At 68.2% G+C, this 22,400-nt stretch carries 23 protein-coding genes and 1 tRNA gene; 9 read left to right on the top strand and 15 right to left on the bottom strand.

The features are described from left to right. Nucleotides 1–35 precede the first annotated feature (35 nt). A complete protein-coding gene (locus ACL9RL_RS05630) occupies nucleotides 36–1,442 on the top strand; it encodes an MFS transporter (RefSeq protein WP_422779242.1) in 1,407 nt (468 codons plus the stop codon). Nucleotides 1,443–1,448: 6 nt separating this feature from the next. Here ACL9RL_RS05630 and ACL9RL_RS05625 read toward each other — a convergent pair whose 3' ends face one another. Next, entirely contained in the window at nucleotides 1,449–2,168 is a 720-nt protein-coding gene (locus tag ACL9RL_RS05625; protein ID WP_422779241.1) for a DUF1345 domain-containing protein, read from the bottom strand. A gap of 63 nt (nucleotides 2,169–2,231) precedes the next feature. Here ACL9RL_RS05625 and ACL9RL_RS05620 point away from each other — a divergent pair, with 63 nt between their 5' ends. Together ACL9RL_RS05620 and ACL9RL_RS05615 are read left to right on the top strand one after the other, a co-directional pair. Beyond that, entirely contained in the window at nucleotides 2,232–3,272 is a 1,041-nt protein-coding gene (locus tag ACL9RL_RS05620) for an aldose 1-epimerase family protein (protein ID WP_422779240.1), read from the top strand. Between the two features lie 72 nt (nucleotides 3,273–3,344). Beyond that, on the top strand, nucleotides 3,345–3,569 hold the full coding sequence (locus ACL9RL_RS05615; protein ID WP_422779239.1) for a response regulator: 225 nt from the start codon (nucleotides 3,345–3,347) through the stop codon (nucleotides 3,567–3,569). Between the two features lie 77 nt (nucleotides 3,570–3,646). Here the strand turns inward: ACL9RL_RS05615 and ACL9RL_RS05610 are convergent, their stop codons facing one another. Further along, entirely contained in the window at nucleotides 3,647–4,561 is a 915-nt protein-coding gene (locus ACL9RL_RS05610; protein WP_422779238.1) for an NAD-dependent epimerase/dehydratase family protein, read from the bottom strand. A 271-nt stretch (nucleotides 4,562–4,832) separates the two neighbouring features. Here ACL9RL_RS05610 and ACL9RL_RS05605 point away from each other — a divergent pair, with 271 nt between their 5' ends. The 4 genes from ACL9RL_RS05605 to ACL9RL_RS05590 all read left to right on the top strand — a co-directional run bounded on the left by ACL9RL_RS05605 (nucleotide 4,833) and on the right by ACL9RL_RS05590 (nucleotide 9,068). Continuing rightward, nucleotides 4,833–5,891 carry a serine hydrolase domain-containing protein gene (locus ACL9RL_RS05605; protein ID WP_422779237.1) on the top strand — a complete coding sequence of 353 codons (1,059 nt, stop codon included), beginning with the start codon at nucleotides 4,833–4,835 and terminating at the stop codon, nucleotides 5,889–5,891. Beyond that, on the top strand, nucleotides 5,891–6,268 hold the full coding sequence (locus tag ACL9RL_RS05600) for a hypothetical protein (protein ID WP_422779236.1): 378 nt from the start codon (nucleotides 5,891–5,893) through the stop codon (nucleotides 6,266–6,268). Before ACL9RL_RS05605 ends, ACL9RL_RS05600 begins: the two co-directional genes overlap by 1 nt. Before the next feature lie 70 nt (nucleotides 6,269–6,338). Beyond that, a complete protein-coding gene (locus tag ACL9RL_RS05595) occupies nucleotides 6,339–8,516 on the top strand; it encodes a heavy metal translocating P-type ATPase (RefSeq protein WP_422779235.1) in 2,178 nt (725 codons plus the stop codon). A 138-nt stretch (nucleotides 8,517–8,654) separates the two neighbouring features. After that, nucleotides 8,655–9,068, top strand: a complete 414-nt coding sequence (locus tag ACL9RL_RS05590) for a VOC family protein (protein ID WP_422779234.1) — start codon at nucleotides 8,655–8,657, stop codon at nucleotides 9,066–9,068. Nucleotides 9,069–9,083: 15 nt separating this feature from the next. On the opposite strand, the gene ACL9RL_RS05585 is transcribed toward ACL9RL_RS05590, so the two are convergent. The 5 genes from ACL9RL_RS05585 to ACL9RL_RS05565 all read right to left on the bottom strand — a co-directional run bounded on the left by ACL9RL_RS05585 (nucleotide 9,084) and on the right by ACL9RL_RS05565 (nucleotide 14,032). Further along, a complete protein-coding gene (locus tag ACL9RL_RS05585; RefSeq protein WP_422779233.1) occupies nucleotides 9,084–9,731 on the bottom strand; it encodes an ABC transporter ATP-binding protein in 648 nt (215 codons plus the stop codon). Nucleotides 9,732–9,772: 41 nt separating this feature from the next. Further along, a complete protein-coding gene (locus tag ACL9RL_RS05580) occupies nucleotides 9,773–11,305 on the bottom strand; it encodes a hypothetical protein (RefSeq protein ID WP_422779232.1) in 1,533 nt (510 codons plus the stop codon). Then, nucleotides 11,306–11,812: a hypothetical protein gene (locus tag ACL9RL_RS05575; protein WP_422779231.1), complete on the bottom strand. Its 507-nt coding sequence runs from the start codon at nucleotides 11,810–11,812 to the stop codon at nucleotides 11,306–11,308. It lies immediately after the preceding gene. Between the two features lie 80 nt (nucleotides 11,813–11,892). After that, nucleotides 11,893–12,186: a lactococcin 972 family bacteriocin gene (locus ACL9RL_RS05570; protein ID WP_422779230.1), complete on the bottom strand. Its 294-nt coding sequence runs from the start codon at nucleotides 12,184–12,186 to the stop codon at nucleotides 11,893–11,895. Nucleotides 12,187–12,463: 277 nt separating this feature from the next. Beyond that, entirely contained in the window at nucleotides 12,464–14,032 is a 1,569-nt protein-coding gene (locus ACL9RL_RS05565) for a serine hydrolase domain-containing protein (protein ID WP_422779229.1), read from the bottom strand. Between the two features lie 152 nt (nucleotides 14,033–14,184). On the opposite strand from ACL9RL_RS05565, the gene ACL9RL_RS05560 reads away from it, so the two are divergent. Beyond that, the gene (locus ACL9RL_RS05560; protein ID WP_422779228.1) at nucleotides 14,185–15,642 is read left to right on the top strand and encodes an MFS transporter; all 1,458 of its coding nucleotides are present in this window, start codon (nucleotides 14,185–14,187) and stop codon (nucleotides 15,640–15,642) included. Nucleotides 15,643–15,720: 78 nt separating this feature from the next. On the opposite strand, the gene ACL9RL_RS05555 is transcribed toward ACL9RL_RS05560, so the two are convergent. Next, the gene (locus ACL9RL_RS05555; RefSeq protein WP_422779227.1) at nucleotides 15,721–16,356 is read right to left on the bottom strand and encodes a MurR/RpiR family transcriptional regulator; all 636 of its coding nucleotides are present in this window, start codon (nucleotides 16,354–16,356) and stop codon (nucleotides 15,721–15,723) included. 324 nt (nucleotides 16,357–16,680) lie between these two features. Between ACL9RL_RS05555 and ACL9RL_RS05550 the strand changes: the two genes are divergently transcribed. Further along, nucleotides 16,681–17,046, top strand: coding sequence for a DoxX family protein (locus ACL9RL_RS05550; RefSeq protein ID WP_422779226.1), 366 nt, complete (start codon nucleotides 16,681–16,683; stop codon nucleotides 17,044–17,046). Here ACL9RL_RS05550 and ACL9RL_RS05545 read toward each other — a convergent pair. From ACL9RL_RS05545 to ACL9RL_RS05515, 7 genes are all read right to left on the bottom strand, one after another. Next, entirely contained in the window at nucleotides 17,043–17,720 is a 678-nt protein-coding gene (locus tag ACL9RL_RS05545; RefSeq protein WP_422779225.1) for a DedA family protein, read from the bottom strand. The two genes, ACL9RL_RS05550 and ACL9RL_RS05545, sit on opposite strands and share 4 nt — an antisense overlap. Before the next feature lie 204 nt (nucleotides 17,721–17,924). Then, nucleotides 17,925–18,572, bottom strand: a complete 648-nt coding sequence (locus tag ACL9RL_RS05540; protein WP_422779224.1) for a TetR-like C-terminal domain-containing protein — start codon at nucleotides 18,570–18,572, stop codon at nucleotides 17,925–17,927. A gap of 142 nt (nucleotides 18,573–18,714) precedes the next feature. Then, nucleotides 18,715–19,329 (bottom strand): TetR/AcrR family transcriptional regulator, encoded by a 615-nt coding sequence (locus ACL9RL_RS05535; RefSeq protein ID WP_422779223.1) that lies wholly within the window; start codon nucleotides 19,327–19,329, stop codon nucleotides 18,715–18,717. Nucleotides 19,330–19,421: 92 nt separating this feature from the next. After that, nucleotides 19,422–19,497: transfer RNA gene (locus ACL9RL_RS05530), tRNA-Ala, on the bottom strand. A gap of 54 nt (nucleotides 19,498–19,551) precedes the next feature. After that, nucleotides 19,552–20,337, bottom strand: a complete 786-nt coding sequence (locus ACL9RL_RS05525) for a hypothetical protein (RefSeq protein ID WP_422779222.1) — start codon at nucleotides 20,335–20,337, stop codon at nucleotides 19,552–19,554. 166 nt (nucleotides 20,338–20,503) lie between these two features. Beyond that, complete coding sequence (locus ACL9RL_RS05520) at nucleotides 20,504–21,505, bottom strand: large exoprotein (RefSeq protein WP_422779221.1); 1,002 nt, start codon at nucleotides 21,503–21,505, stop codon at nucleotides 20,504–20,506. Between the two features lie 97 nt (nucleotides 21,506–21,602). Next, nucleotides 21,603–22,271, bottom strand: a complete 669-nt coding sequence (locus tag ACL9RL_RS05515) for a GNAT family N-acetyltransferase (protein WP_422779220.1) — start codon at nucleotides 22,269–22,271, stop codon at nucleotides 21,603–21,605. Nucleotides 22,272–22,400 lie beyond the last annotated feature (129 nt).

The following is a 22,400-nucleotide window of genomic DNA, read 5'->3' as shown; positions in this document are numbered from 1 at the left end:
GGGGATCGGGCACCGCCTTCCAGCAGAATGGAGCGGTGACGACGACCCCGACTGAACCGGCAGCTGTGCCGGCTGCTCCCCGCACCCGCACGGAACGCCTCGACGCGCTCCCGTTCACGAGGGCGCACGGCCGCCTCCTGGCCGGGTCAGGCGTCGGCTGGGCCCTCGACGCGATGGATGTCGGCCTCGTGTCGTTCGTCCTCGCGCAACTCGCCGTGCAGTGGCAGCTCGGCAACACGGAACTGTCCTGGATCGCCTCGGCCGGATTCGTCGGGATGGCGATCGGCGCAACACTCGGCGGACTCCTCGCGGACCGCATCGGGCGCCGACAGGTCTTCGCCATCACGCTCCTCGTCTTCGGCATCGCCACGGGCCTCTCCGCCCTGGCATGGGGCCTCGGCGCCCTCATCGTGTTCCGTGTCATCGTGGGCCTCGGGCTCGGCGCGGAACTCCCGGTCGCCTCGACGCTCGTGAGCGAATTCGCCCCGCCCCGCATCCGCGGCCGCATCATCGTGCTGCTGGAGGCGTTCTGGGCGTTCGGTTGGATCCTCGCAGCGGTCATCGGGTATCTCGTCGTCCCGTCGAGCGATGCGGGATGGCGATGGGCGCTCGCCCTCGGCGCGATCCCGGCGGTGTACGCGGCGATCGTCCGATTCCGGCTGCCGGAGTCCGTCAGGTTCCTCGAGTCCCGCGGCCGCCACACGGAGGCCGAGCGCGTCGTCCGCAGCTTCGAGGCCTCGGCCGGGATCCCGGCGCCGAGCACACCCGCCGACGCCGTGCGGAGCACGGCAGCCCCGACCGCCGCCGCTGCCACCGCCACCACCACGCCGCCCGCCACGCGCATCACCGCTGGCGATCGCCTCCGCGCGCTCTGGTCTCCGGCCCAGCGCCGCGACACCGGCGCACTGTGGGTCGTGTGGTTCTGCGTGAACTTCTCCTACTACGGCGCCTTCATCTGGATTCCGACGATCCTCGTCGCGTCCGGTTTCTCACTCGTCCGCTCGTTCGGGTTCACCCTCATCATCACGCTGGCGCAGCTCCCCGGCTATGCGGTCTCCGCGTGGCTCGTCGAGGCGTGGGGTCGCAAGCAGACGCTCGCAGTGTTCCTGGCCGGCTCCGCCGCATCGGCGATCGGTTTCGGCACCGCCACGACGGAACCGATGATCATCGTCTTCGGCATGCTGCTGTCGTTCTTCAACCTGGGTGCGTGGGGCGCGCTGTACGCCGTCACCCCCGAGCTCTACCCGACGAGCCTCCGCGCGACGGGCGCCGGCTGGGCCGCCGGTGTCGGCAGGATCGCGTCGATCATCGCGCCGCTGTCCGTGCCCGTGCTGCTCCTGGCCGGCCACGCGCTGCTGTTCGGCGTGTTCGCCGCTTTCTTCGTGATCGCGGCGCTCGCATCGCTCGCGCTGTCGGACATGCGGGGCAAAGCGCTCGACTGAGTGCGCCTACGGGATCGTCAGGTTCCACTCCGACGCCCCGGTGATCGTGTTGAGCGCCAGCACGATGATGAGCCCGTTGAAGAAGAAGCTCAGCACCGAGTGCCACACGATGCGCCACCGCACCCTGGGTGACAGCGTCTCCACATCGGACGCTGCGAACGAGGTCCCGACCGTGACCGCGAAGTACACGAAGTCGGTGATGCGCGGATAGGGCGTGTTCGGGAACCGCAGCGGACGCTCGCGCTCCGGTACCGCGTAGTAGCTCTGGTAGTAGATCTGCGCGAACCCCCAGTGCAGGAATCCCCAGGAGAGCAGCATCGCCCAGACGCCGATGATCTCGATGAGACCCTGCCACCCGGGGTCTGAGCGCAGCGCGAGCAGTTCGAACGCGGCGAACAACCCGACGATGCTCGCGAAGATCGTGGCCCCGGTGGCAACGGCCCTGGCGGCTTTGCTGAGTTCCAGCCGGGAGGGGCGGTGGCTCGTCGCCGGTCGGTCAGAGCGGCTCTCTCTGCCGAGGAAGACGATGACGGTGATCGCATAGACGGTGCCGATGCCGCACCAGAGCAGGAGCGACCAGAATCCGTCCTCGAAATCGTCCGCCGTGATGAACACGAATCCGACGACGACCATCGCGAGCTGCGAGAGCAGGTGCAAGGTGTACCCGACGATCCCGAGTGCCGCGCCGGTCTGTTTCCGCGCCTGTGTCCACGCATCCTGCCCCATCGCTGCAGACTATCGCCCAGCCCGGAGTTCCGCATCGCTCGTCGGGTAGGCAAAGATGGAACGGTGAACCCTCGTGTGCCCGTCTCCGGATCCCAGTTCGACCTCGCAGCGGGCGCCTACCGCGCCACGATCGCGAGCGTCGGTGCGACCCTGCGCTCCCTGACGCACGACGGCCGCGACCTCGTTGTGCCGTTCGACGCAGATGCGCTCCGTCCGTTCTACCGCGGCGCGATCCTGGCCCCGTGGCCGAACCGCGTCATCAACGGCACCTACCGCTTCAACGGCGTCGACCGGCAGCTCCCGCTGACCGAGCCGGCGAGGGCGCACGCGCTGCACGGCCTCGCGGCGTGGTTGGAGTGGACCCCGGTGGACGAGGGCGACTCCGCTCCGGATACTGCTCCAGACGCGGCGGCGGATGCCCCGACGGACCGCATCACCCTCCGCACGGTCATCGAACCGCAGGCAGGCTACCCGCACCGCGTCCAACTGACCGTGACGTATTCGCTCGATGCAGGCGGCCTCCACACGGGCATCGAAGCCCTGAACCTCGGCGCGGATGACGCCCCGTACGGCACCGGTCCGCACCCGTACCTCGTCGCCGGCGCAGGCCGGGTGGACGACTGGGTGCTGGATCTGCCGGCATCGCAGGTGTTGACCTTTACGGGCGAGCGGCTGATCCCGGATGCGGTGGTCGAGGTGGACGCCGATGTCGTGGCCGATGTCGTTGCCGACGCTGTGGCCGATGCTCCGTCAGACACCCCGGCCGATGCCTCGACCCGCGGCCCCTTCGACTTCCGCGGTGGGCGCCGCATCGAGTCGACCTTCCTCGACCACGCCTTCACCGGCCTCGCGGCGGACGATGCGGGCGCCACCGCCGTCCGGGTGCTCACCGAGGACGGCTCCGGTGTCTCGATCAGCTGGGGCGCCGAACTGCCCTGGGTGCAGGTCCACACCGCCGATCAGGCCGACCAGGCGCTCAACCGCATCGGCCTCGCGGTGGAGCCGATGACATGCCCGCCGGACGCGTTCAACTCCGGAACGGACCTCGTGGTGCTGGCGCCCGGGTCGACCCACCGGGCCGACTGGACCATCGCCGCCGTCTGACGCGTTCGATCGTATGCGGTGCGTCCCGCGTCCCGCCGAGGTCGCAGGGCTAGGGTGACGACAGGAGGAACAATGTCTCAGACACTTGCGAAACTCATCGGTGGCCCGCTCGACGGCGAGACCATCCCGCTGGAACCCGGCCAGGAGGGCGAGCTCGTCCTGCCGTACAGCGAAGGTCAGCTCATCTATCGTCAGCGCGGCGGCCTCACGGATACCGGCCCGCACGACGGGCCGACCACGGCAGAGTACGTGTACGACGACTCCACGGAGGACATCGCCCCGAGCACCGACGACTGAGCTGCGCTGGGCTGCGCGGCCGGCCGCACGCTGGACCAGCCTCGACCCGCCGTCGTCATCCGCCCCGGCGATGCCGATCAGCGATACGAGGCGACCGTCGTCTCGAATGCGTCGTCCCATGCGCTCGGACGCACGCCGAGCTCACGCTCCGTCTCCTCCGCCGTGTTCACCCACGGCGCGGTGAACTGGTAGCTCGACCTCGCGACCTCCCGGATGTCCGGTGAGAACACGCCGATGGCGCGCAGCAACGGCAGCGGATACGGCGCCAGCGTGCCGTGGGTGCCGTACCGCTCGTTGACCTGCGCTGCGATGTCGACGCGCGAGGCGTTCGTCGCCGGCGGCACGTGCCAGAGGCGCCCCCAGTCGCCCCGGTGGTCCGCGGCCGCTTCGAGCGTCGCCGCGATGTCGGGCAGGTACGCCCAGCTGTGCGGAAGCGCCGGGTTCCCGACGACGCGCGCCGTCCGACTGTGCAGCAGCGGTTGGAAGAATGCGGCGCCGAGGTGCGAGGTGGGTCCCGCGCCCGGCCCGAAGTAGTCCGACGCGCGCACCTCGACCGCGCGGACGGCGCCACGATCGTTGGCCGCCTTCGCGAGCCGCCATCCGTCGCTGCGGACCGCGCCCTTCCGGTCGGCCGGACGCTCAGGCGAGTGTTCCGTCATCGGCATCGTCGCACGGCCGTTCGGGTACAGATTGCCCATCGTGACGAGCGATGCTCCAGAGCGTTCCGCCGCGTCGAGCACGGCCGCGAAGACGGGCGGCCAGAGCGCCGACCACTGCCCGTACGGCGGATTGATGCAGTTGAAGATCGTGTCCGCGCCGGCTGCAGCGACGGCGATGGCGGCCGCGTCCGAGGCGTCCAGGGCGACGGATGCCGCTCCGGGGACCGCAGTGCCACGCCGGGTTGCGACGATCACGGTGTCGCCTCGCGCGACGAGCCGTTCGACGAGGGCCGTGCCGATGAGTCCTGCGCCGAGGACGAGCTGGGTGGTCATGGCACGACCCTAGCGGGCGGGGATCGGGTTGCAACAGATCATGTTCGTCTGCGTCGGAATCGTACTCAGGTGCCAGTCCGCCCGGTCGACAGATCGTCCCACCGTTCGATACACAACAGTTGGTGGATTCCTAGGCTCGAACCGTGATCCAGACACTCAGAAACCCAGCATCCCGACCTGCCGGATCCCGCCGATCCGCCACGTCGGACGGTCATCCATCACCACACTGGTCCGCACGCGGGCGCCGGCACGCTTCGGAACGGGGGTCCTCGTGAACCGCAGCAGGATCGTCCTCGTCGTCGCGGGCGCAGCGGCCCTCGCCACGGCAGCGGCCGGACTGGTGTTCCTGCCACGACCGACGCAGTTGTCCGAAGAAGCGACGGGAGACCAGGCGCTCATCGACACCGTGCGCGAGCGGCTCGCCGACCTCCCTGGCGCACGGGACCGGGTGAGCGTGGCCGTCCTCGACGGCTCGGACACCCGCGTCGCCCACTTCGGCGCCGACGACACGACCGAGTACGAGATCGGTTCCGTCACGAAGACGGTCACCGGATCGCTGTTCGCCGAGGCCATCGCACGAGGAGAGGTCGAGGCGACGACGACGGTCGGCGAGCTGCTCGACCTCGGCGACAGCCCGGCATCCGGAATCCGACTCGAAGAGCTCGCGACCCAGACGAGCGGACTCCCGGCGTTCCCACCGACGGCACGGATGACCGCGTCCGCCGTCCTCGCCCAGTTCCGGGCGGGCGACCCGTACCCGTACACCGCTGACGAACTCATCGCAGAAGCCCGCAACGTCGAGATCGGACCGAAGGAGTTCCTGTATTCCAATCTCGGCATGTCTCTGCTCGGCCACGCCGTCGCGGCAGCGGCCGGCACCGACTACGCGACACTCGCGGCTGATCGAGTCTTCACACCGCTCGGGATGCGTGCGACGACCGCGCCGACATCGTTGGCGGACCTCTCGCCGGATGCGCCCACCGGCCGGACGAACACCGGACGCCCGGCTGCCCCGTGGACGCTGTCCGGCAATGCGCCGGCCGGCAGCATCCGCTCGAATCTCGCGGACATGACGAGGTACGCGCGTGCACAGCTCGACGGTTCAGCTCCTGGGGCCGACGCCGGCGATCCTCGCGTCCGGCTCGGCGAGAACGCCGAGATCGGCTATGCGTGGATCACGCAGAACGGCGTGACCTGGCACAACGGCGGGACGGGCGGATTCGCGACCTGGGTCGGCTACGACCGGAGCCGTGACCGCGCGGTCGTTGTGCTCACGAGCACCGCCTCCGGTGTCGACGACCTCGGCCTCGCTCTGATGGAGGTGCAGTGATGGAACTCGTCATCGGACTGTCGTTCGTCTTCGTGCCACCGCTGGTGGCGATCGTCCTGCCAGCCCTCTTCGCGTTGCGCACGCTTGTGCGCCGCGGCCCGGTGGCGGTCAAGAGTCGGCTCGCAATCATCGTGATGGCCCTGTTCGCGCTCGTCTCGCTCATCGCCGCACACGAGCTGGTCGCCTGGGACACGATGATCCCGTCACTGTTTTGGTTGCTGCCGATCGCCCTCTTCGCGGCCGGTGTCGGGGGCGCTGTCGAGGCGTGGGGACGCCTTCCGTTCACCCGCGAAGGCCGGCGCCCGGCAGTCGCGATCACCGGTGCGGCGGTGGGCGCGGCGGTCGCCGGGGCGGTCGTCATCCTCGTGCTCGGCTAGCCGTTCGCTGTCGACGAATCCCGTCGACGAAGGGTTGACCGATACCCCCAGGGGGTATACCGTGTTGGTCATGTCGGATCAGCACGAGCACACGATGCACACGCACGAAGGCGCCCACGGGACCATCGACGACGCAGTCTCCGTCGACGGTCCCGTGGACCACGCGGGTCACGCGGGCCACACTGGCCAGGCCGGCCAAGCGGGCCACGACCAGCACGCCGGTCACGGCGGTCACGGCGACCACGTCGCCCAATTCCGCCGCCTGTTCTGGATCATGCTCGTCATCGCCGTCCCCACGGTGTTCGCGAGCGGCATGTTCGCCTCGATCCTCGGCTACACCCTGCCCGGCATCCCGGGCCTCGAATGGGTCTCCCCCGTTCTCGGCACCGTCATGTACGTCTGGGGCGGCAAGCCGTTCCTGACGGGCGCGGTGAGCGAGATCCGCAGTCGCCAGCCCGGCATGATGCTCCTCATCGCGCTCGCCATCACGGTCGCCTTCCTCTCCTCCTGGGGCGCGAGCCTCGGCATCCTCACACACGAGCTCGACTTCTGGTGGGAGCTCGCGCTGCTCGTGGTCATCATGCTGCTCGGCCACTGGATCGAGATGCGCTCGCTCGCCCAGTCGTCCTCGGCGCTCGAATCGCTCGCAGCACTCCTCCCCGACACGGCTGAGCGCGTCGCAAGCGGCGGCGCCGGTGACGGCAACGGCAACGCCAGCGGCGACACCGACGAGATCGAGCAGGTCGCCCCGAGCGAGTTGCGGGTCGGGGACATCGTCATTGTGCGTCCAGGCGGCAGGGTGCCGGCCGACGGCGTCATCACCGAGGGCGTCGCCGATGTCGACGAGTCGATGATCACGGGCGAGTCCCGCCCGGTCTCCCGAGGCCCAGGCGACCGGGTCGTGGCCGGCACGGTCTCGACCGACACCGCTCTGCGGATCCGGGTGTCGGCCATCGGGGACGACACGACCCTCGCCGGCATCCGCCGCCTCGTGGAAGAGGCGCAGAACTCCACCTCGAAGGCACAGCTGCTCGCCAACCGGGCCGCCGCGTGGCTGTTCTGGTTCGCGCTCGGCGCGGCCGTGCTGACCGTCATCGCCTGGTCGATCTGGGGCACGCCGGAGGATGCGCTCATCCGCAGCATCACGGTCCTCGTGATCGCCTGCCCGCACGCCCTCGGCCTCGCCATCCCGCTCGTGGTGTCGATCGCGACCGAGCGTGCGGCGAAGGGCGGCGTCCTGGTCACCGACCGGGCGGCACTCGAGACGATGCGGACGGTCGACACCGTCATCTTCGACAAGACGGGGACGCTCACGAAGGGCGAGCCGGCGCTCACGCATGTGGAGACCATCGACGGCGTGACCGAGGACGAGCTGATCGCGCTTGCCGCCGCAGCGGAACGCAACAGCGAGCATCCCCTCGCCACCGCGATTGTCGAGGCGGCGCAGACGCGTGGACTCGCACTGGCCAGGACCTCGGAGTTCGCCGCATCCACCGCCGTCGGCGTTTCGGCGCTCGTCGGCGGTGCTCGGATCGCCGTGGGCGGCCCGGCCCTCCTCCGCGAGCACGGCTTCGAACCGCTCGCCGGAACCGAGCAGTGGAAGTCGCTCGGCGCGATCATCCTCCACGTCCTTCGGAACGGGGAGATCATCGGTGCGATCGGGCTGGCGGACGACGTCCGTCCGGAGTCGAAGCAGGCGGTGGACGCCCTGCACGCCCGCGGCATCCGGGTGGTGATGGTCACGGGAGACGCGCAGCAGGTCGCGGACGCCGTTGCGGCGGAGATCGGCATCGATCAGGTCGTCGCCGGCGTCCGCCCGGAGGACAAGGGTCGGATCGTGAGCGAGCTGCAGGCCGCAGGGCGGACGGTCGCGATGGTGGGTGACGGTGTGAACGATGCGCCGGCACTCGCCCAGGCGAACGTCGGCATCGCGATCGGCGCCGGTACGGACGTCGCCATCGCCTCGGCGGGGGTGGTGCTCGCCAGTTCCGATCCGCGCTCGGTGCTCTCGGTGCTCGAACTGTCGACGCGCAGCTATCGCAAGATGCAGCAGAACCTGTGGTGGGCGGCCGGCTACAACCTGCTGTCCGTCCCACTCGCCGCCGGTGTGCTCGCGCCGGTCGGATTCGTCCTGCCGATGGCGGTCGGCGCGTTGCTGATGTCGTTGTCGACGATCGTCGTGGCGCTGAACGCCCAGTTGCTGCGTCGTCTCGACCTCCGGCCGGAGGTGAGTGCCACGGTGCGGTGACCGGCGATGACCAACGCGGACCAGCACAGGCCGGCGCCGACCAGCGCACCCCCTTGACAGCGGCAGCCGCCCGGCAGGAGCATCACATGCAGCAGGAGCAACGCCGCTCGTCTGCACACCGGAAGGATCATCGGCATCATGGACTGGAAGATCGAACTCATTTTCGTCCCCGTCACCGACGTGGACAGGTCGAAGGCGTTCTACGTGGATCAGGTCGGATTCCACGCCGACTACGACGAGCAGCCGGGCGGCGGCATCCGCTTCGTCCAGCTGACACCGCCAGGGTCGGCGTGCTCCATCGCGTTCGGCACCGGACTGACCGACATGGTCCCGGGGACGCAGAACAGCATCCAGGTGGTCGTCGGCGATGCGGACGATGCGCGGGCGCGTCTGGTCGCCAACGGTGTCGACGCGAGTGAGGTCGACGTGCAGTCCTGGGGTCGCTTCGTGACGTTCGCCGATCCGGACGGCAACACCTGGACGCTGCAACAGCTCCCCGACTACGGCGCGGCGGCAGCAGCCGAGGATGCCCCCGCGGAGGCGGCCGGCTAGTCCTTCCTCGCGCCGTCAGACCGCTGGCGCGACGAGGTCGATCCGCGTGTCGCAAGCCCGCATCAGGGCATCATCGTGGGTAGCGATGACAACGGTCGCTCCTCGTGCGGCTTCTCCGTGCAGAAAACCAGTTACGTGATCTCGATTGACGCGATCGAGGGATGCCGTCGGCTCGTCGGCAAAGATCACATCCGCCTGCCGATACATCGCCCTGGCGAGCCCGACTCGCTGTTTTTCTCCCCCGCTCAACGACGAGACTTGCTCCCGTGCCCGGCCACACAATCCCACGCGTTCAAGCACAGCGTCAACGGCACGGACGTCTGCCGCTCTCAACCCGAGCAGCGGCAATCGCGCCAGGACGACGTTGTAGGCGACTGAATGGTCGTCGATCAACCCATAGTCCTGGAACACGAATGTCGCATGCTGCTGCCAGAATCGGCGCCGCTGGCCGTCTGTCCACCTCGTCGCGTCTTGGCCATCGATCTTGACGTGTCCGCCGTCCGTGCGCTGGAGCAGACCGAGCACGTTGAGCAGCGTCGTCTTTCCGCTGCCTGATGGTCCGACGAGAGCGAGCGACTGACCGGCATGCGCCCGCACCGTCACCCCTGCCAACACCGGTCGCCCGCCACGATTGACGATGACTTGCTCAGCAGCAACTTCCACAATGCTTCCTCTCTGACCTGTCTATGAGCGCACGACGCTGCCTACTCGACGCGCGCGACCCGCGCTGTGAACACTCGACGGACCGCGTGCAGATGCACCAGCCCGCTGATGGCCAGGTACAGAGGAATCACGACCACGACCCACCACATGTCCGGATTCCCACCGGAGAGTCCAAGACCAAGAACGACGCCGGTGACGACGACTGCGAGAGCAGCCTCCCAACCCAGCCGAGCGAGCAACACTCTCGGCCATGTCCAGCCAGCAGTGCGTTGCACGAACGTCCTGCGCCCTCGCGCGAGCGCGTGGATCCAAGCTGAGACCGCGATACTCGCCACGAGCGCGAGGACGACGAGTGCATAGGAGACAGCTTGCACACCTGCGGTCTGATGTGCTTGCTGGCTCGAGAAGAGGCCGCTGTCGGACCCTCGGTCGATCGAGAGGATGTCAGCGCCGATGGGGCTGTGGGTGAGGTAGTCGCGCACCCAGTCGGCATCGCTGAAGATGAGATTGCCAGAGGAGAGCGTTGAACCGAGGAATTGTGGAGTGAAGGTGCTCGACGGGTCATCAATGACGACGATGACGGGGTTGCGCAGATCATCCATCCGACTCAGCCCGGGGTGCAGCCCTGGAAAGCTCGTCGGGCCGACGTAGCGATAGAACGTGAAGCGCTCAGCGAACCCGTCAAGCGTGCGACCGTCCCGATTCCACAACGGGTACGAATCGAGGAAGTAGCGACTGAGGGTCCGAGGAAGCTGGTCGACGTCGATTTCTTCAGCCAAATCGCCCAACGGCCGCTCGGCTGTTGGCGTCAGCCCGATGAGCGATGCGACTGCAGCCAGATAGTTCGGATTCACCATCGCGTATCCGTCGAACTCACCAAAACCGGTGGCGCCCTCGTTGGTGACGAACGCGTCGTCTTCGGCTCGTTCCGAGTAGGAGAACGTCAGTTTCCCTGCAGCTTGCGCGGCAGCGACGAGCGGGTCCATACGGTCGAGCGGGTCCGCGGCCGGAGCAGAGCCTGCGGGATTGCCTCCAATCGGAACGTTCAATGGGTGACCGGCTCTCACACGAATCGAAACCTGTCCGTCGAGAGCGGCCCAGCGCGCCCCCTGCTCCGAAAGTTGCGTTGCACTGGCGATGCCGGCACCGATCGCTGGAAGCGACAGCGCGATGATGATCAGCGCAGCCGCCTTCAGGGCTTCGCTGATCACGCGGAAGTGCCTCTCGGGCGGCCGACGAGACGCAATACCATCGACCGCCGGCCAGGTGCACGCACTGATGACCAGTGCGGTGAGCAACATCGCCGCGAACATGCCCTCGATGAACCCGAGGATGAGCTGCGCGAACTCCAATACGAAACTCACTCTTCCAGTGAGACACAGCACAGCGAATGCACTGAGAAGCGCGATGCCCGCCGGCGGCAGGCTGACCCGAAGCAACGAGACGTAGTCTTCGACGACGATCCTCCATGTCGGGGCACCGCACGACACCTTCACACTGCGAGCGCGAGCGCGCAGGACGTACCATGACACGGTCAGGCCGACGAGCAGAAGCAGACAGGTGGTTGCCGACAATCACGCTCCCGTGGTGAGAAGCGTGTACTGCAGCGTAACCACCGCAGACTTCGCGCCGTAGGAGGCTTGCGCGCCGCTGCCGGTCACCCAGAGTTCGAACGCAGCTCTGGCCTCCTTCGACCCGGCATACACATAGGTGCCGTCAAGCGTCGTGTCCCCGAGCTCAGTGGCCGGACGCCGCTGGCCGCTGATTCCCGGGCGGAACCACGTCATCGGCTCTGCAGACGTCGGTGCGGCTGAACCGAAGACGTATACGGACCGGGTCGTCAAGAAATCTTCTGGTCCGGCGACAACGCGTTCCAACCGCAGCCCGGTTCGATCGACGAGCTCGCCGAGTTCCGCGATTGCCTGCGCTTTTGAGAGCGGCGAGGCCGCGAAGGCGAGTCTCGCCGCGTGATCCGTGCCCTGGGGAAAATCGTCCTCGTCCGCCGCGAGGAACATCGCAGACAAGACCGCGAGGAACACGACGATCCCGAACGCGGTCAGTCGCACCAGGAGCTTGAGCATCGTGCTAACCACCGTTCGTCGATGATCGGGCTCGGTCCGGCTCGCTGAGTCGGACCGAGCATCGCCGTCAGGAAGAGGCCTCAGCAGACCCGGTAGTAGTAGTGGTTGTTGGTAAGCGGGGTGGCCGCGTGCGAGGCATTCGACCACTTGTTTGCCGCCGTGTCGATGCTCCGATTGACGCCCCAGTCGTTTTCAACCGTCGTACCGTGGCAACGATCGACCAGATAGTCGGAGTACGCGTGAACACCGCCGGCCAACCCGTAGTTCCATTGACCGCCCTCGACCGGGTACTGCGTATCCGCATACGCAGCAACAGCCCCTGAACTCAGCAAACCGATCAACCCGATCGTCGCAAGTGCTCTCTTCATTGACATTTCTTGCTCCTTTACCCGCCTGAGAGGCTCTCAGGGCGCCCGCAACCGGACGGTCGGGCAGACGTTCGGCAAGTCATTCCATAAGCAAAGCTACTGATATTGAGAGTATGTCATGGGCGACCGACTGACAAGGGATCTCACGAAGTCCCACAGTCGTCCAATACCATTGGCCAAGCCACGGCCCCCGAGGCCGCGCGACGACATCGTCTGTGCTCGGGAAGGAATTGCACGACGCAACCCACCGTCACTTCTGCCTGAGAACGGCGGCGGCCGGCGCCTACTCGACTGGCTCCGCCACGACCGTGAACGTCTGCACGCGCAGAGGCAGGACGGGCGTCATCCGCACCTCACAGCGCAGTCGGCCGCGCCTGCCCTGCATGTACCAGACGAGGTGGTCCGGCGAATCGCACTCCGGCCGTCCACTCGACGGCTCGTCCGTGAACCCGCCGATCGACTCGACGGCAGCCGCGATGAGCGCCGCGCGCTCCGCGTACGGCCGGTCGAGGCTGACGTTCATGGCGAAGATCGCTCCCGCGATGGCGTCGTCCCAGTGAGTGATGAGCCCGGTCGTCGTCATCGCGGCGACGAGCGTCTCACGCCACGGCTTCACCGCGCCCGCCGTCTCCTCTCCGGCGGCCGATGCGGCTTCCGCTGCAGCGGCCGCTCGCTCGTCGAGCACCAGGGCGAGCACCGCGGACGCCGGCTTCGACACGGCAGCGTACCCCGCGTTCTCGAACGCGACGACCCCGACCCCCGATGCCGGGTTCCAGCGCATGTGGGCACTGAATCCCGGGTATCCGCCGGAGTGGGACACGATCGCACCGTGGTCGGCGAACTGCTCGACGAACAACCCGAATCCGTAGCCGAGCACCTCGGGCGACGGCACATCGTCTGCGGGCTTCCGCGGCGGCGCGACCCGGTGGATCTGCTGCATCTCGCGGCGGCTCGCGGCAGACAACGGGCCGGGCGCCGCGTCGTCGGTCCAAGCCGCGTCCAACCAGCGGACCCACGCGATGAGGGTCCTCGCCGAAGCGAATAGCCCGCCGATGGCCGAGAACACGCCCGGTCCGCTGAACGGCAGCTCGACGAATCCGTCCGGCCCCGTGCGGTATCCGGTCGCGTCGTCACCGCTCGCCCCACGCTCGAACACCGCTCCGAGACCCAGCGGCTGAAGGATCAACTCGGTGACCGCCGCGGTGAACGACCGCCCGCTGACCCGCTCGATGACCTGTCCCAGGAGCGCATACCCGAGATTCGAGTACTCGAACGCCGTCCCAGGCACGGTCACGCAGCGCACGCCGGCGCGCAGCATGGTGGTGAACTCCTCCACGGTGATCGACTCCTGCCGGTCCGCCCACGGATCATCGGTCGCCATCCCGCCGGACATCGTCATCAGCTGCCGGACGGTCGGCTTGCCGACACCGCCGCCAGGCACGACCGGCCGGAACTCGGGGATCCATCGTTCGACGGGTGCATCGAGGTCGAGGAGGCCGGCATCGCGGAGCGCGAGCAGCGTCGCAGAGGTGAAGCTCTTGGTGCAGGACGCGATGCGGAACAGCGTGTCCGCCGTGGGGGCCGGGCCGCCGAGGACTGCCGCACCGAAGCCACGTTCGAGAAGGACGCCTTCACGGTCGAAGACGGCGACGAACGATCCTGGCGCGACGCCGTCGTCGATCCGCCCCTGGAAGAGGTCGTCGATCGTGTCCACTGCGGTTGTGCTCAGCTCCGGCATCGGCGCGCCCCGTTCCTGTCCGTCCGCGATGGCCAGTGCAGGGCCATCACTTCGAGCGTAACCCGTGCGCAGGAGGCCGGAGGGCGTACCGGATGCGGCGCGTAGTTTTGTCACCGACCGCCGCGAAGTCAAGGGGGCGGCGGCTCCGCAGCACGCCTCCGACCGTCGGAGTAGCCTCGAACAGCGATCCGGGAGGCGGCCGACGATCCGCACTGGTGCGGCGCCTGACCCCTCGGAGCTCCGGCCCATCGCATGGAAGGAGCACGATGTCCGCCACACCGGGAACAGCCAAGGGCGGTCCCGTCAGGTCCCTCGTTCCGGCGAGGATGGACCGGCTGCCGTGGACGAGGTTCCACTGGCTCATCGTCGTCGGGCTCGGATTCTCCTGGGTGCTCGACGGCCTGGAGATCCAGATCGTCGCCTCGGCCGGCTTCCAGAAGTCGCTCGGGATGTCGGCGGCGCAGGTCGGCCTGCTCGGCACCATCTATCTCCTCGGCCAGGTGATCGGCGCACTGTACTTCGGGCGGTTGTCCGACAAGCTCGGCCGTAAGAAGCTCTTCATCCTGACGCTCGCCATCTATCTCATCGCGAGCGGCATCGCCGGCCTCTCCCCCGCCGTGTGGTTCCTGATGATCTTCCGCTTCTTCGCCGGCATGGGCATCGGCGGCGAGTACGCGGCGATCAACTCCGCGATCGACGAACTCATCCCGTCGAAGTACCGCGGGCGGGTGGACATCGCCATCAACGGCACGTACTGGGGCGGCGCGGCGCTCGGTTCCGCGGCGAACCTGTTCCTGTTGAACACCGACTATTTCGCGCAGGACGTCGGCTGGCGCCTGGGCTTCTTCATCGGCCCGGTGCTCGGTCTGATCATCATCTACCTGCGCCGGCACATCCCGGAGAGTCCGCGATGGCTCATGACGCACGGTCGAGAGCAGGAGGCGGAGGACACCGTCGACGAGATCGAGGCGAGGGTCGTGCGTGAGGGCGGCCGACTCGATCCGGTCCCGGACGACAAGGCCATCACCGTGCAGGCGACGGGACGGGTGCCGTTCCGCACGATCGCCGGGGTGCTCTTCAAGCAGTACCCGAAGCGCACGCTCGTCGGCGCGACGATGATGATCACCCAGTCGTTCCTCTACAACGCGATCTTCTTCACCTACGCGCTCGTGCTGCAGAACTTCTACGGGACGTCGCCGAGTTCGACGCAGTACTACTTCTTCCCGTTCGCCATCGGCAACCTGCTCGGGCCGCTCCTGCTCGGCCACTTCTTCGACGTGTGGGGCAGGCGGAAGATGATCCTGCTCACCTACGGGGTCTCCGGCGCCGTCCTGGCCGTCTCGGCGGTCCTCTTCCAGGCCGGGACCCTCAACGCCGCGACGCAGACGATCTTCTGGTGCGTCTCGTTCTTCTTCGCGTCCGCCGGGGCGTCGAGCGCGTACCTGACCGTGAGCGAGATCTTCCCGCTCGAACTGCGCAGTCAGGCGATCTCGTACTTCTTCGCGCTCGGGCAGATCGCCGGGTCGGTCGCCCCTTTCCTGTACGGCTCGCTCATCGGCGACGGCAGCGACCGCGAACCGCTCACTATCGGCTACTTCATCGGTGCTGGCGTGATGATCGTCGGCGGGGTCGTGACGTTCATCTTCGGGGTGGACGCCGAGCGGAAGTCGCTGGAGACCGTCACCTCGCCGTTGTCACTCGTCACCGACGAAAAGAAGCCGTGACCGGGATGCGCGCACACACGTCAGTGGGTCGCGTGTCGCGTCAGTGGGCGGTGTCACCGCGGCCTGGAGCGCCGGACGTCACTGCCCTTCGACGTACACGCCGAGCGTCGACGCCAGGCGGTCGCGTTCGATGAGCCGACGGGCGGCGCCCTTCGCACTCGCGGTCGTCAGCATCGCCAACACGTGCAGGACGAGCGAGATCGCGGTGGGCGAATTCTGACCGGGTTCTCCCTGACCGCCGATCACGATGCTCTCGCTCGCGTGCTCGACGAGTGGCGCGTCCGGCGCATCGGTGATGAGGACGAGCGTTCCGCCGGCCTGCGCGAACGGCACCGCGAAGTCGACCGTCGACCGCCGGTAGCGCTGCAGCGAGATTGCGATCATGACGTCGCTCGAGCGGACGTCGCTCAGGACGTCGAGCGGGCGGACGATCGTGCCGTCGACGAGCGTCACGTTCGCGAGCGATGCGCCGAGTTCAGCGGCGAGGAGGGAGGCGTACGTGAAGGAGGTGGAGGCGCCGATGAGGAATCGACGGCGGGCGGAGACGATGAGCGCGGCTGCTCGCTCGAGCGCGGGGTCCTCTTTCGCCCATGCGAGGGTGCGGGCGAAGTTGGCGTCCTCGTGTTCGAGCACGCGCTGCTTCAAGAGCGAGGCCGAGCGTCGTTGCAGACCGGCTTCGGTCCGCTCTCCTGGGCGGTGGAGGGTATCGTTCATGGTCGTCTCCTCGGGGGCGGGTTGACCGTCGCTTGCGCGGACGCGGCATCGGCGGGCCGTAGGGACGGCGGTCCGCACCCATGGCTCGGGACCATGGTGCCTGTGCACTGATCGTAGCGACGGCGCGCCCTCAGGACGAGACTGAATTCGGAAGACTGGCCCGTTCGATACCGAGTTCTCAGGTTTCTCACAGGTTATCCGGTCTGCAAGTCGGGCAACTCACAGTATCGGCGGAGTGAAGGGCACGGATGCGGTAGAAATACCACAGACGTTCGATGCCGTATCGGTCGTCAGCCGAGTGCCGACCCGCTGTGAGGAACCACCATGACCATCGCTCTCTGGGTCGCTTCCGGCCTGCTCGCCTTCCTCTATCTGTTCGCCGGTGGAACGAAGACGTTCAGCTCAAAGGCCGCGCTCGCGTCGAAGATGAGCTGGACCCGCTCGGCCTCCCCCGCGACCATCAAGGTCGTCGGCATCCTCGAACTCCTCGGAGCGGTTGGCGTCATCGTCCCCTGGCTGACCGGCATCGCCCCGATCCTCACGCCCATCGCGGCAACCGGCCTCGCGGCCATCCAGCTCGTCGCGATCGTCATCCACATCCGCCTGGGCGAGCCGAAGTCGGTGCCGTTCAACGTGATCCTGCTGCTGCTCGCCGTGTTCGTCGCGGTGTTCCGCTTCGCCGGCGTCTAGGCCTCGACGAGCGGGGCCTCCGTCGCGGTCTCGGCATCGGCCCGGGCCGCAGCCACTGAAGCCGCCGCAGCCGCAGCTTCGCGCCGCTTGACCACCCGGGACACAACAGCGTCGATCAACACGCCGATCACGATGGCGACGACGATCGCGATCCCGGCCCCCAGGATCGGGTTGTCGCGCAACCAGGCTCCGGCCAGGACGCCGATGACGACCGAGTAGAGCGCCCAGGACGTCGCGGCGATCGCCGCGAGCGGCAAGAACCTCCGCAGCGGGAAGCGTGTGGCGCCTGCCGTCATGTTGACCGCGACCCGGCCGACCGGGATGTATCGGGCGGTCAGGAGCAGCGTCGCCGCCCGGCGGTCGAGCCCGCGCTTGGCCCACTCGATCGCGGCGGCGACCTTCGGGCGCTTCATCCACCTGAACCGTTCGACCCCGATGCCGCGACCGATGAGATAGGCCGTCGTGTCACCGGCGATCGCCCCGGCCGCCGCCACGGCGAGCAGCAGGACGAGGTTCGGCGTGCCGGCGGAGATCGCGAGGGCTGCGAGTGCGACCACGATCGATTCGCTCGGGACAGGCGGGAAGAACCCGTCGATCAGCACAGCGGCGAACACGATGACGTAGACCCACGGCGATGCTGCGAGTGACAGGACGAGGTCGCTGATGGCTTCCACGGCGGCTCCAAACGATGAGGTCGCCTCAGATGTTGCAGCGACGATCTCACGCTACGGAGCAGATCTCCGACGCACGTCGCTCCGGCGATGCATCTTCGCCTCCCCCTGGAGTGCTACACCGGCGGCACTGACCGGTACGGCGGGACCGTGCGACGGGCGGTGCGATGTCGTGCCACACCTCCACAGCCGCCCCTCACCGGCGGCTCAACCCGCTTGGTGGTGCGCTTTCCAGACGTTCGTCGCGATGCCGTTGAGGACGCTCAGCACACTGCGCTCGGCGACCTCCCGTGTGATGGGCTGGTGACCGAAGAACGCGCGGTAGTACAGCGGAGCCGCCACGAGGTCGAGGGTCAGCTCCATGTCGATGCCCTCGTGGATCTCCCCACGGCTGATGGCGTTCTCGAAGACCGCCCTGGTGGCGTCGCGCCTGGAGTCGAAGTACTCGCGGATGAAGAGCTCGCGCAGCTCCGGATCCGACGCGAGGTCCGACAGGAGCCCGGGGAGCGCGTGGGTGACCGAGGAGAACGAGAAGGTGTCTGCGACTTCCGAGGCGCCGATCACGAGGTCGCAGTGGACGCAGCCGGTGTCCGGGGTCTCGGCAGGGCCGAGCGCTTCGATGAGCGTGTGGACGACGACGCCTGGCAGGCTCTTCCACCGACGACGCAGCGCCGGCTTGCTCGTGTCGGCCTTGGCGGCCACGGCCTCCATGGTGAGCGAGCTGTACGGGGCGCTCTCGAGGAGTTCGAGGACGGCCTCGGTCGCGCGGGCATCGATGGAGGTGTCCCGCGGCCGACCCTGTCCGGCAGGCCGGACGGCGGGTTGCCGGAGGGGTTCGAGGTGGTGAAGCGTCACCGAGCAAGCCTACCGTGCATTGATTTCGTTCCGATGCGGAACACTTCAGCCTCGAGGATGTACGCTCCCGGTCGGCGGCCGGCCAGCGTTCCGGCGCGGTCCGGAAAGCCGCTCGCGTGTGGTGCGCACCGCATCACCGTCGCTACCAGAGACGGATCGATGCCGGCCCGACGAGCGCACGGGCGGCCGCGGCGGCCTGCGAACACGTGCTGTCGACGACCGAGGCCGACGGTCCGAACACCCCCTCCAGGAGGAACCCGGCGAAGCCGTGGGAGGATGCCGCCACGACGTGCATGAGGTTCGTTGCCTCCTGCGGAGAGGACCGCAGGGCTTCGGCCGGTTCGCGAAGCACTTCGAGCACACGGTCAGCGGCCGAGGCGAGTTCCGGGTACCGGTCCTTGGTGAGTCCGGCGCCGAACATCACCTGGAAGAGCGGACGCCGCTCCTGGGCGAAGCGGACGTATGCGGACGCGAACGCCGCCAACTGGTCGGCGGCGTCTGATGCGGCAGCCACCGCTTCGGCGAACCGTCTCCGCTGCTCGGCGTATCCGGTCTCCGCGAGCGCCGCCAGCAGTGCCTCGCGGTCGGCGAAGTGCTTGTAGGGGGCCGCGACGCTCACCCCAGCGTGGCGACTGGCATCCGCGAACGTGAATCCGTGCGGTCCGCGCTCGGTCACGAGGTCGAGAGCAGCGCCGAGGAGGGCGTTGCGGAGGTCCCCGTGGTGGTGACCGATCGGGCGTTTGACGGAGGTGCTCATCCGATCCACGTTAGTTCATGCGGTCGTGGCGGCAACAATGAAGCCCCCGAGCCTGACGGCTCGGGGGCTTCATCTGTCCGTGGACAGGACACTGGTGGACCCAGCGGGATTCGAACCCGCGACCTCTTCATTGCGAACGAAGCGCGCTACCAACTGCGCCATGGGCCCAAGTGCTGAATCAGACTATCACGTCGGAACAGGTCCTCAGCGACACCGGCGACGCTACCTCGCCGCACCCCGTCCAGCCTGCCGATCGACCGGTTTCCCGGCCGATTCATCGACAGGATCCGCACCGGCCGGGTCCGCATTCACGCTTGCACCGGCATCCGGGTTCGGGCCGGACTTCTTGTCGCGCTGCTTCTCGGACTTCTTGTCTGACCTCTCCGCCTTGCGTGCGGCCTTCTCATCGGCGACGTGGTCCTCGATGAGTCTGGCGAGGTCGATGTCGCGCAGCCAGCGCAGTCGCTGCGCACGCGCACGCCGGTAGCTCTCATCGACCACGGGCTCGGCCGCCACCCGATCGAGGTTGGCCTCCAGCGCCCGAGCGATGTCCTCCCACGCGCGCTCCCTGGCCGTCTCCGCGAGCTCGGCGACGAACTCGTCGTCGTTGCGCGCATCGACCAGGGCGTCCGCGAGGCCGGCGTAGACGGACCGCCGGCGCGACAGCGCGCTGAGGTCGCCCGCCCGGTAGTCGTGTTGGTGCTTGGCGTTGCCGCGCTTCTGGAAGGCCGCCTGGCGCTCCTCCCCCACCCGCTCCGCGTAGCCCTCCTGTTCGGCTGCCATACGGTCGAGTTCGGCGCGCACGGCCGCGGCGGTCGCCTCCGGGTCGTAGTCCGCGCCGTCTCGGAGCGCACGGACGACGATCCAGTTCTTGACCTCGAGCGATGCCCAGGACTTGGCGATGAGCAGGCCGTCCTCAACGGCGTGCGAGACGGGGGGAAGCTCGACCTCCGGTGGCGCGACGTACGGGCGCGCCGGCTTCTTGGGGCCCTTCCGCCAGACAACCATGGACTTCCTCACCTTGTGCGCTGTCCGACCTCAACACGGCCCGACCACACTCGTCGAGTGTAATCGGCAGCACCGACGCACGTCGCCCCTTGCTGCCGAGGGGTCGCAAACTGCGGGTGCGACGCCGACGGACCCGCAGTTTGCGACCCCTCGGCAGGAGAACGGACTAGCTGGCGGCGCGACGGCGCTGCAGGAGGGCGTGGCCGGACGTGGCGATCTCGCCCTCGTCGATCACACCCATGCTCGCGAACCGGCTGGGACGCTGCGGCTCCTCGATTGCTGCGGGAGCCTCTTCCTCGACCGGGCGACGCGGGGTGAGCGTCGGGACCTCCGGCTGCAGCTGCTCCGCACGGGACGCCATGGCCTCCGCGAGCGCCGCACGACGCAGCTCCGCGTAGGCGTCGGCCTTGGCGAGCTCGCTCGCAGCGGAGGAGCCCTCCGACAGGTAGAGCGGCTTCGGGATCGGCGTCGGCGTCCACGAGGTCTCCACGGCGGCGGCCTCGACCGGCTCCGCGTACTCGTAGAGTTCGCTCGCCGTGCGCTTCGCCGCCACACCTGCCACCGACACGGGAGCTGCGGCACGGTGCGCGATGGCGGACATCCGGCTGAGCGCCGTGAGCGAGACGAGGGAGGTCACCACGGAGGCGACGAAGAGGAACGCGGTTCCGCTGGCGATCATGGCGGAGGTGCCGAAGACGAGTCCGACGACGCTCGCGCCGAGGATCGTGGTCGCCATGAGCCGCGCGCGCCGACGGCTCCTGGCCATCCTGGCCGCGCGTGCGTTGCGCTGCGCGGAGCGGGCCGCTGCCTCGGCCGTTCGGGCTGCCGCCTCCGCGGCGACCGCGCGCGCCTCTGCCTCGCGGCGTGCGCGCTCCGCCTTCGCGAGTTCGACGCGTGCTGCGGCATCGGCGGTGGCCTTCGACTCCGCTTCCAACTGCTTCAGGATCTTGCGCTGGGCCGCGACCTCGCGTGCGGTGGCTTCCAGACGGACGGCCTCTGGCACCTCGGAGGTCTCTGCGAGCACCCGGAGGGTCTGCTGGAGCCTGATCGCGTTGCGTTCACTGGCCGAGAACTGACTGTCGCGCACCCACGATGGCACCAGATAGATCAGCCACAGCATCGCTGCGACCAGAATGATCACCCCACCGCTCAGGAATCCGCCGTCCATGGTCCGACCGTACAAGCAGAACGTGCATTCAAACGCCACGTCGCCCGTGTGTCACGGAATGTTGCCGCCGATCCACAGGAATATTCCCGATGTGCGCCTAGCGGCCGGTGGGAGCGGGGAACGGCGTCGCCGCAGCGTCCCGATCGGCATCGGGGACTCGCCCGGCATCAACCGGCACCTGACCCTCGAGCCACCGCGCCAGCACACCGTGCGGCAGCTCCTCGCGCACGAGCGCGAAGCAGAAGTGGTCCCGCCAGTCGCCGTCGATGTGGATGAACCGCCGCCGCAACCCCTCGTAGCGGAAGCCGAGCTTCTGCACGACCCGCAGGCTCGGAGCGTTCTCCGGCCGGATGCAGATCTCCATCCGGTGCAACTGCATCTGCGTGAAGCAATAGTCCGTCGCCAGCGCGACGGCCGTCGGGGTGATGCCGTGCCCCGCGACGCGCTCGGAGACCCAGTACCCGATCGATGCCGATGCGACCGAGCCATAGGTGATGCCGGAGACGTTCAGCTGTCCGACGAACTCCCCGTCGAACTCGATCGCGAACGGCAGCCCGCCACCGGATCGTGCGTGGTTCTGCAACGAGCGGATGCTGGCCTTCGTGTCAGACTGCACCGGCCCGTACGGGCTCGTCGCCTCCCAGCGTTCGAGCCAGGAACGGTTCGCGATGAGCTCACGCTCGAGCGGCCTGGCATCGCGGACCCGGATGGGGCGGATGCTGACCCGACCGTGCTTCAGTACCGGTACGACCTGCACAACAGTCACCCTTCTCGCGGACTACCGAGAGCCTAGTCGACCGGGGACGCGGAACGGCCCGGCCCCGAGCGACCCGGGGAAGCGGAACGGCCCGGCCCCGAGCGACCCGGGGAAGCGGAACGGCCCGGCCCCGAGCGA

Source organism: Plantibacter sp. Mn2098, assembly GCF_049319745.1.
GTDB lineage: Bacteria > Actinomycetota > Actinomycetes > Actinomycetales > Microbacteriaceae > Plantibacter.
Note: the sequence above shows the minus strand (reverse complement) of the source record. Positions and strands in the feature narration are given on the sequence as shown.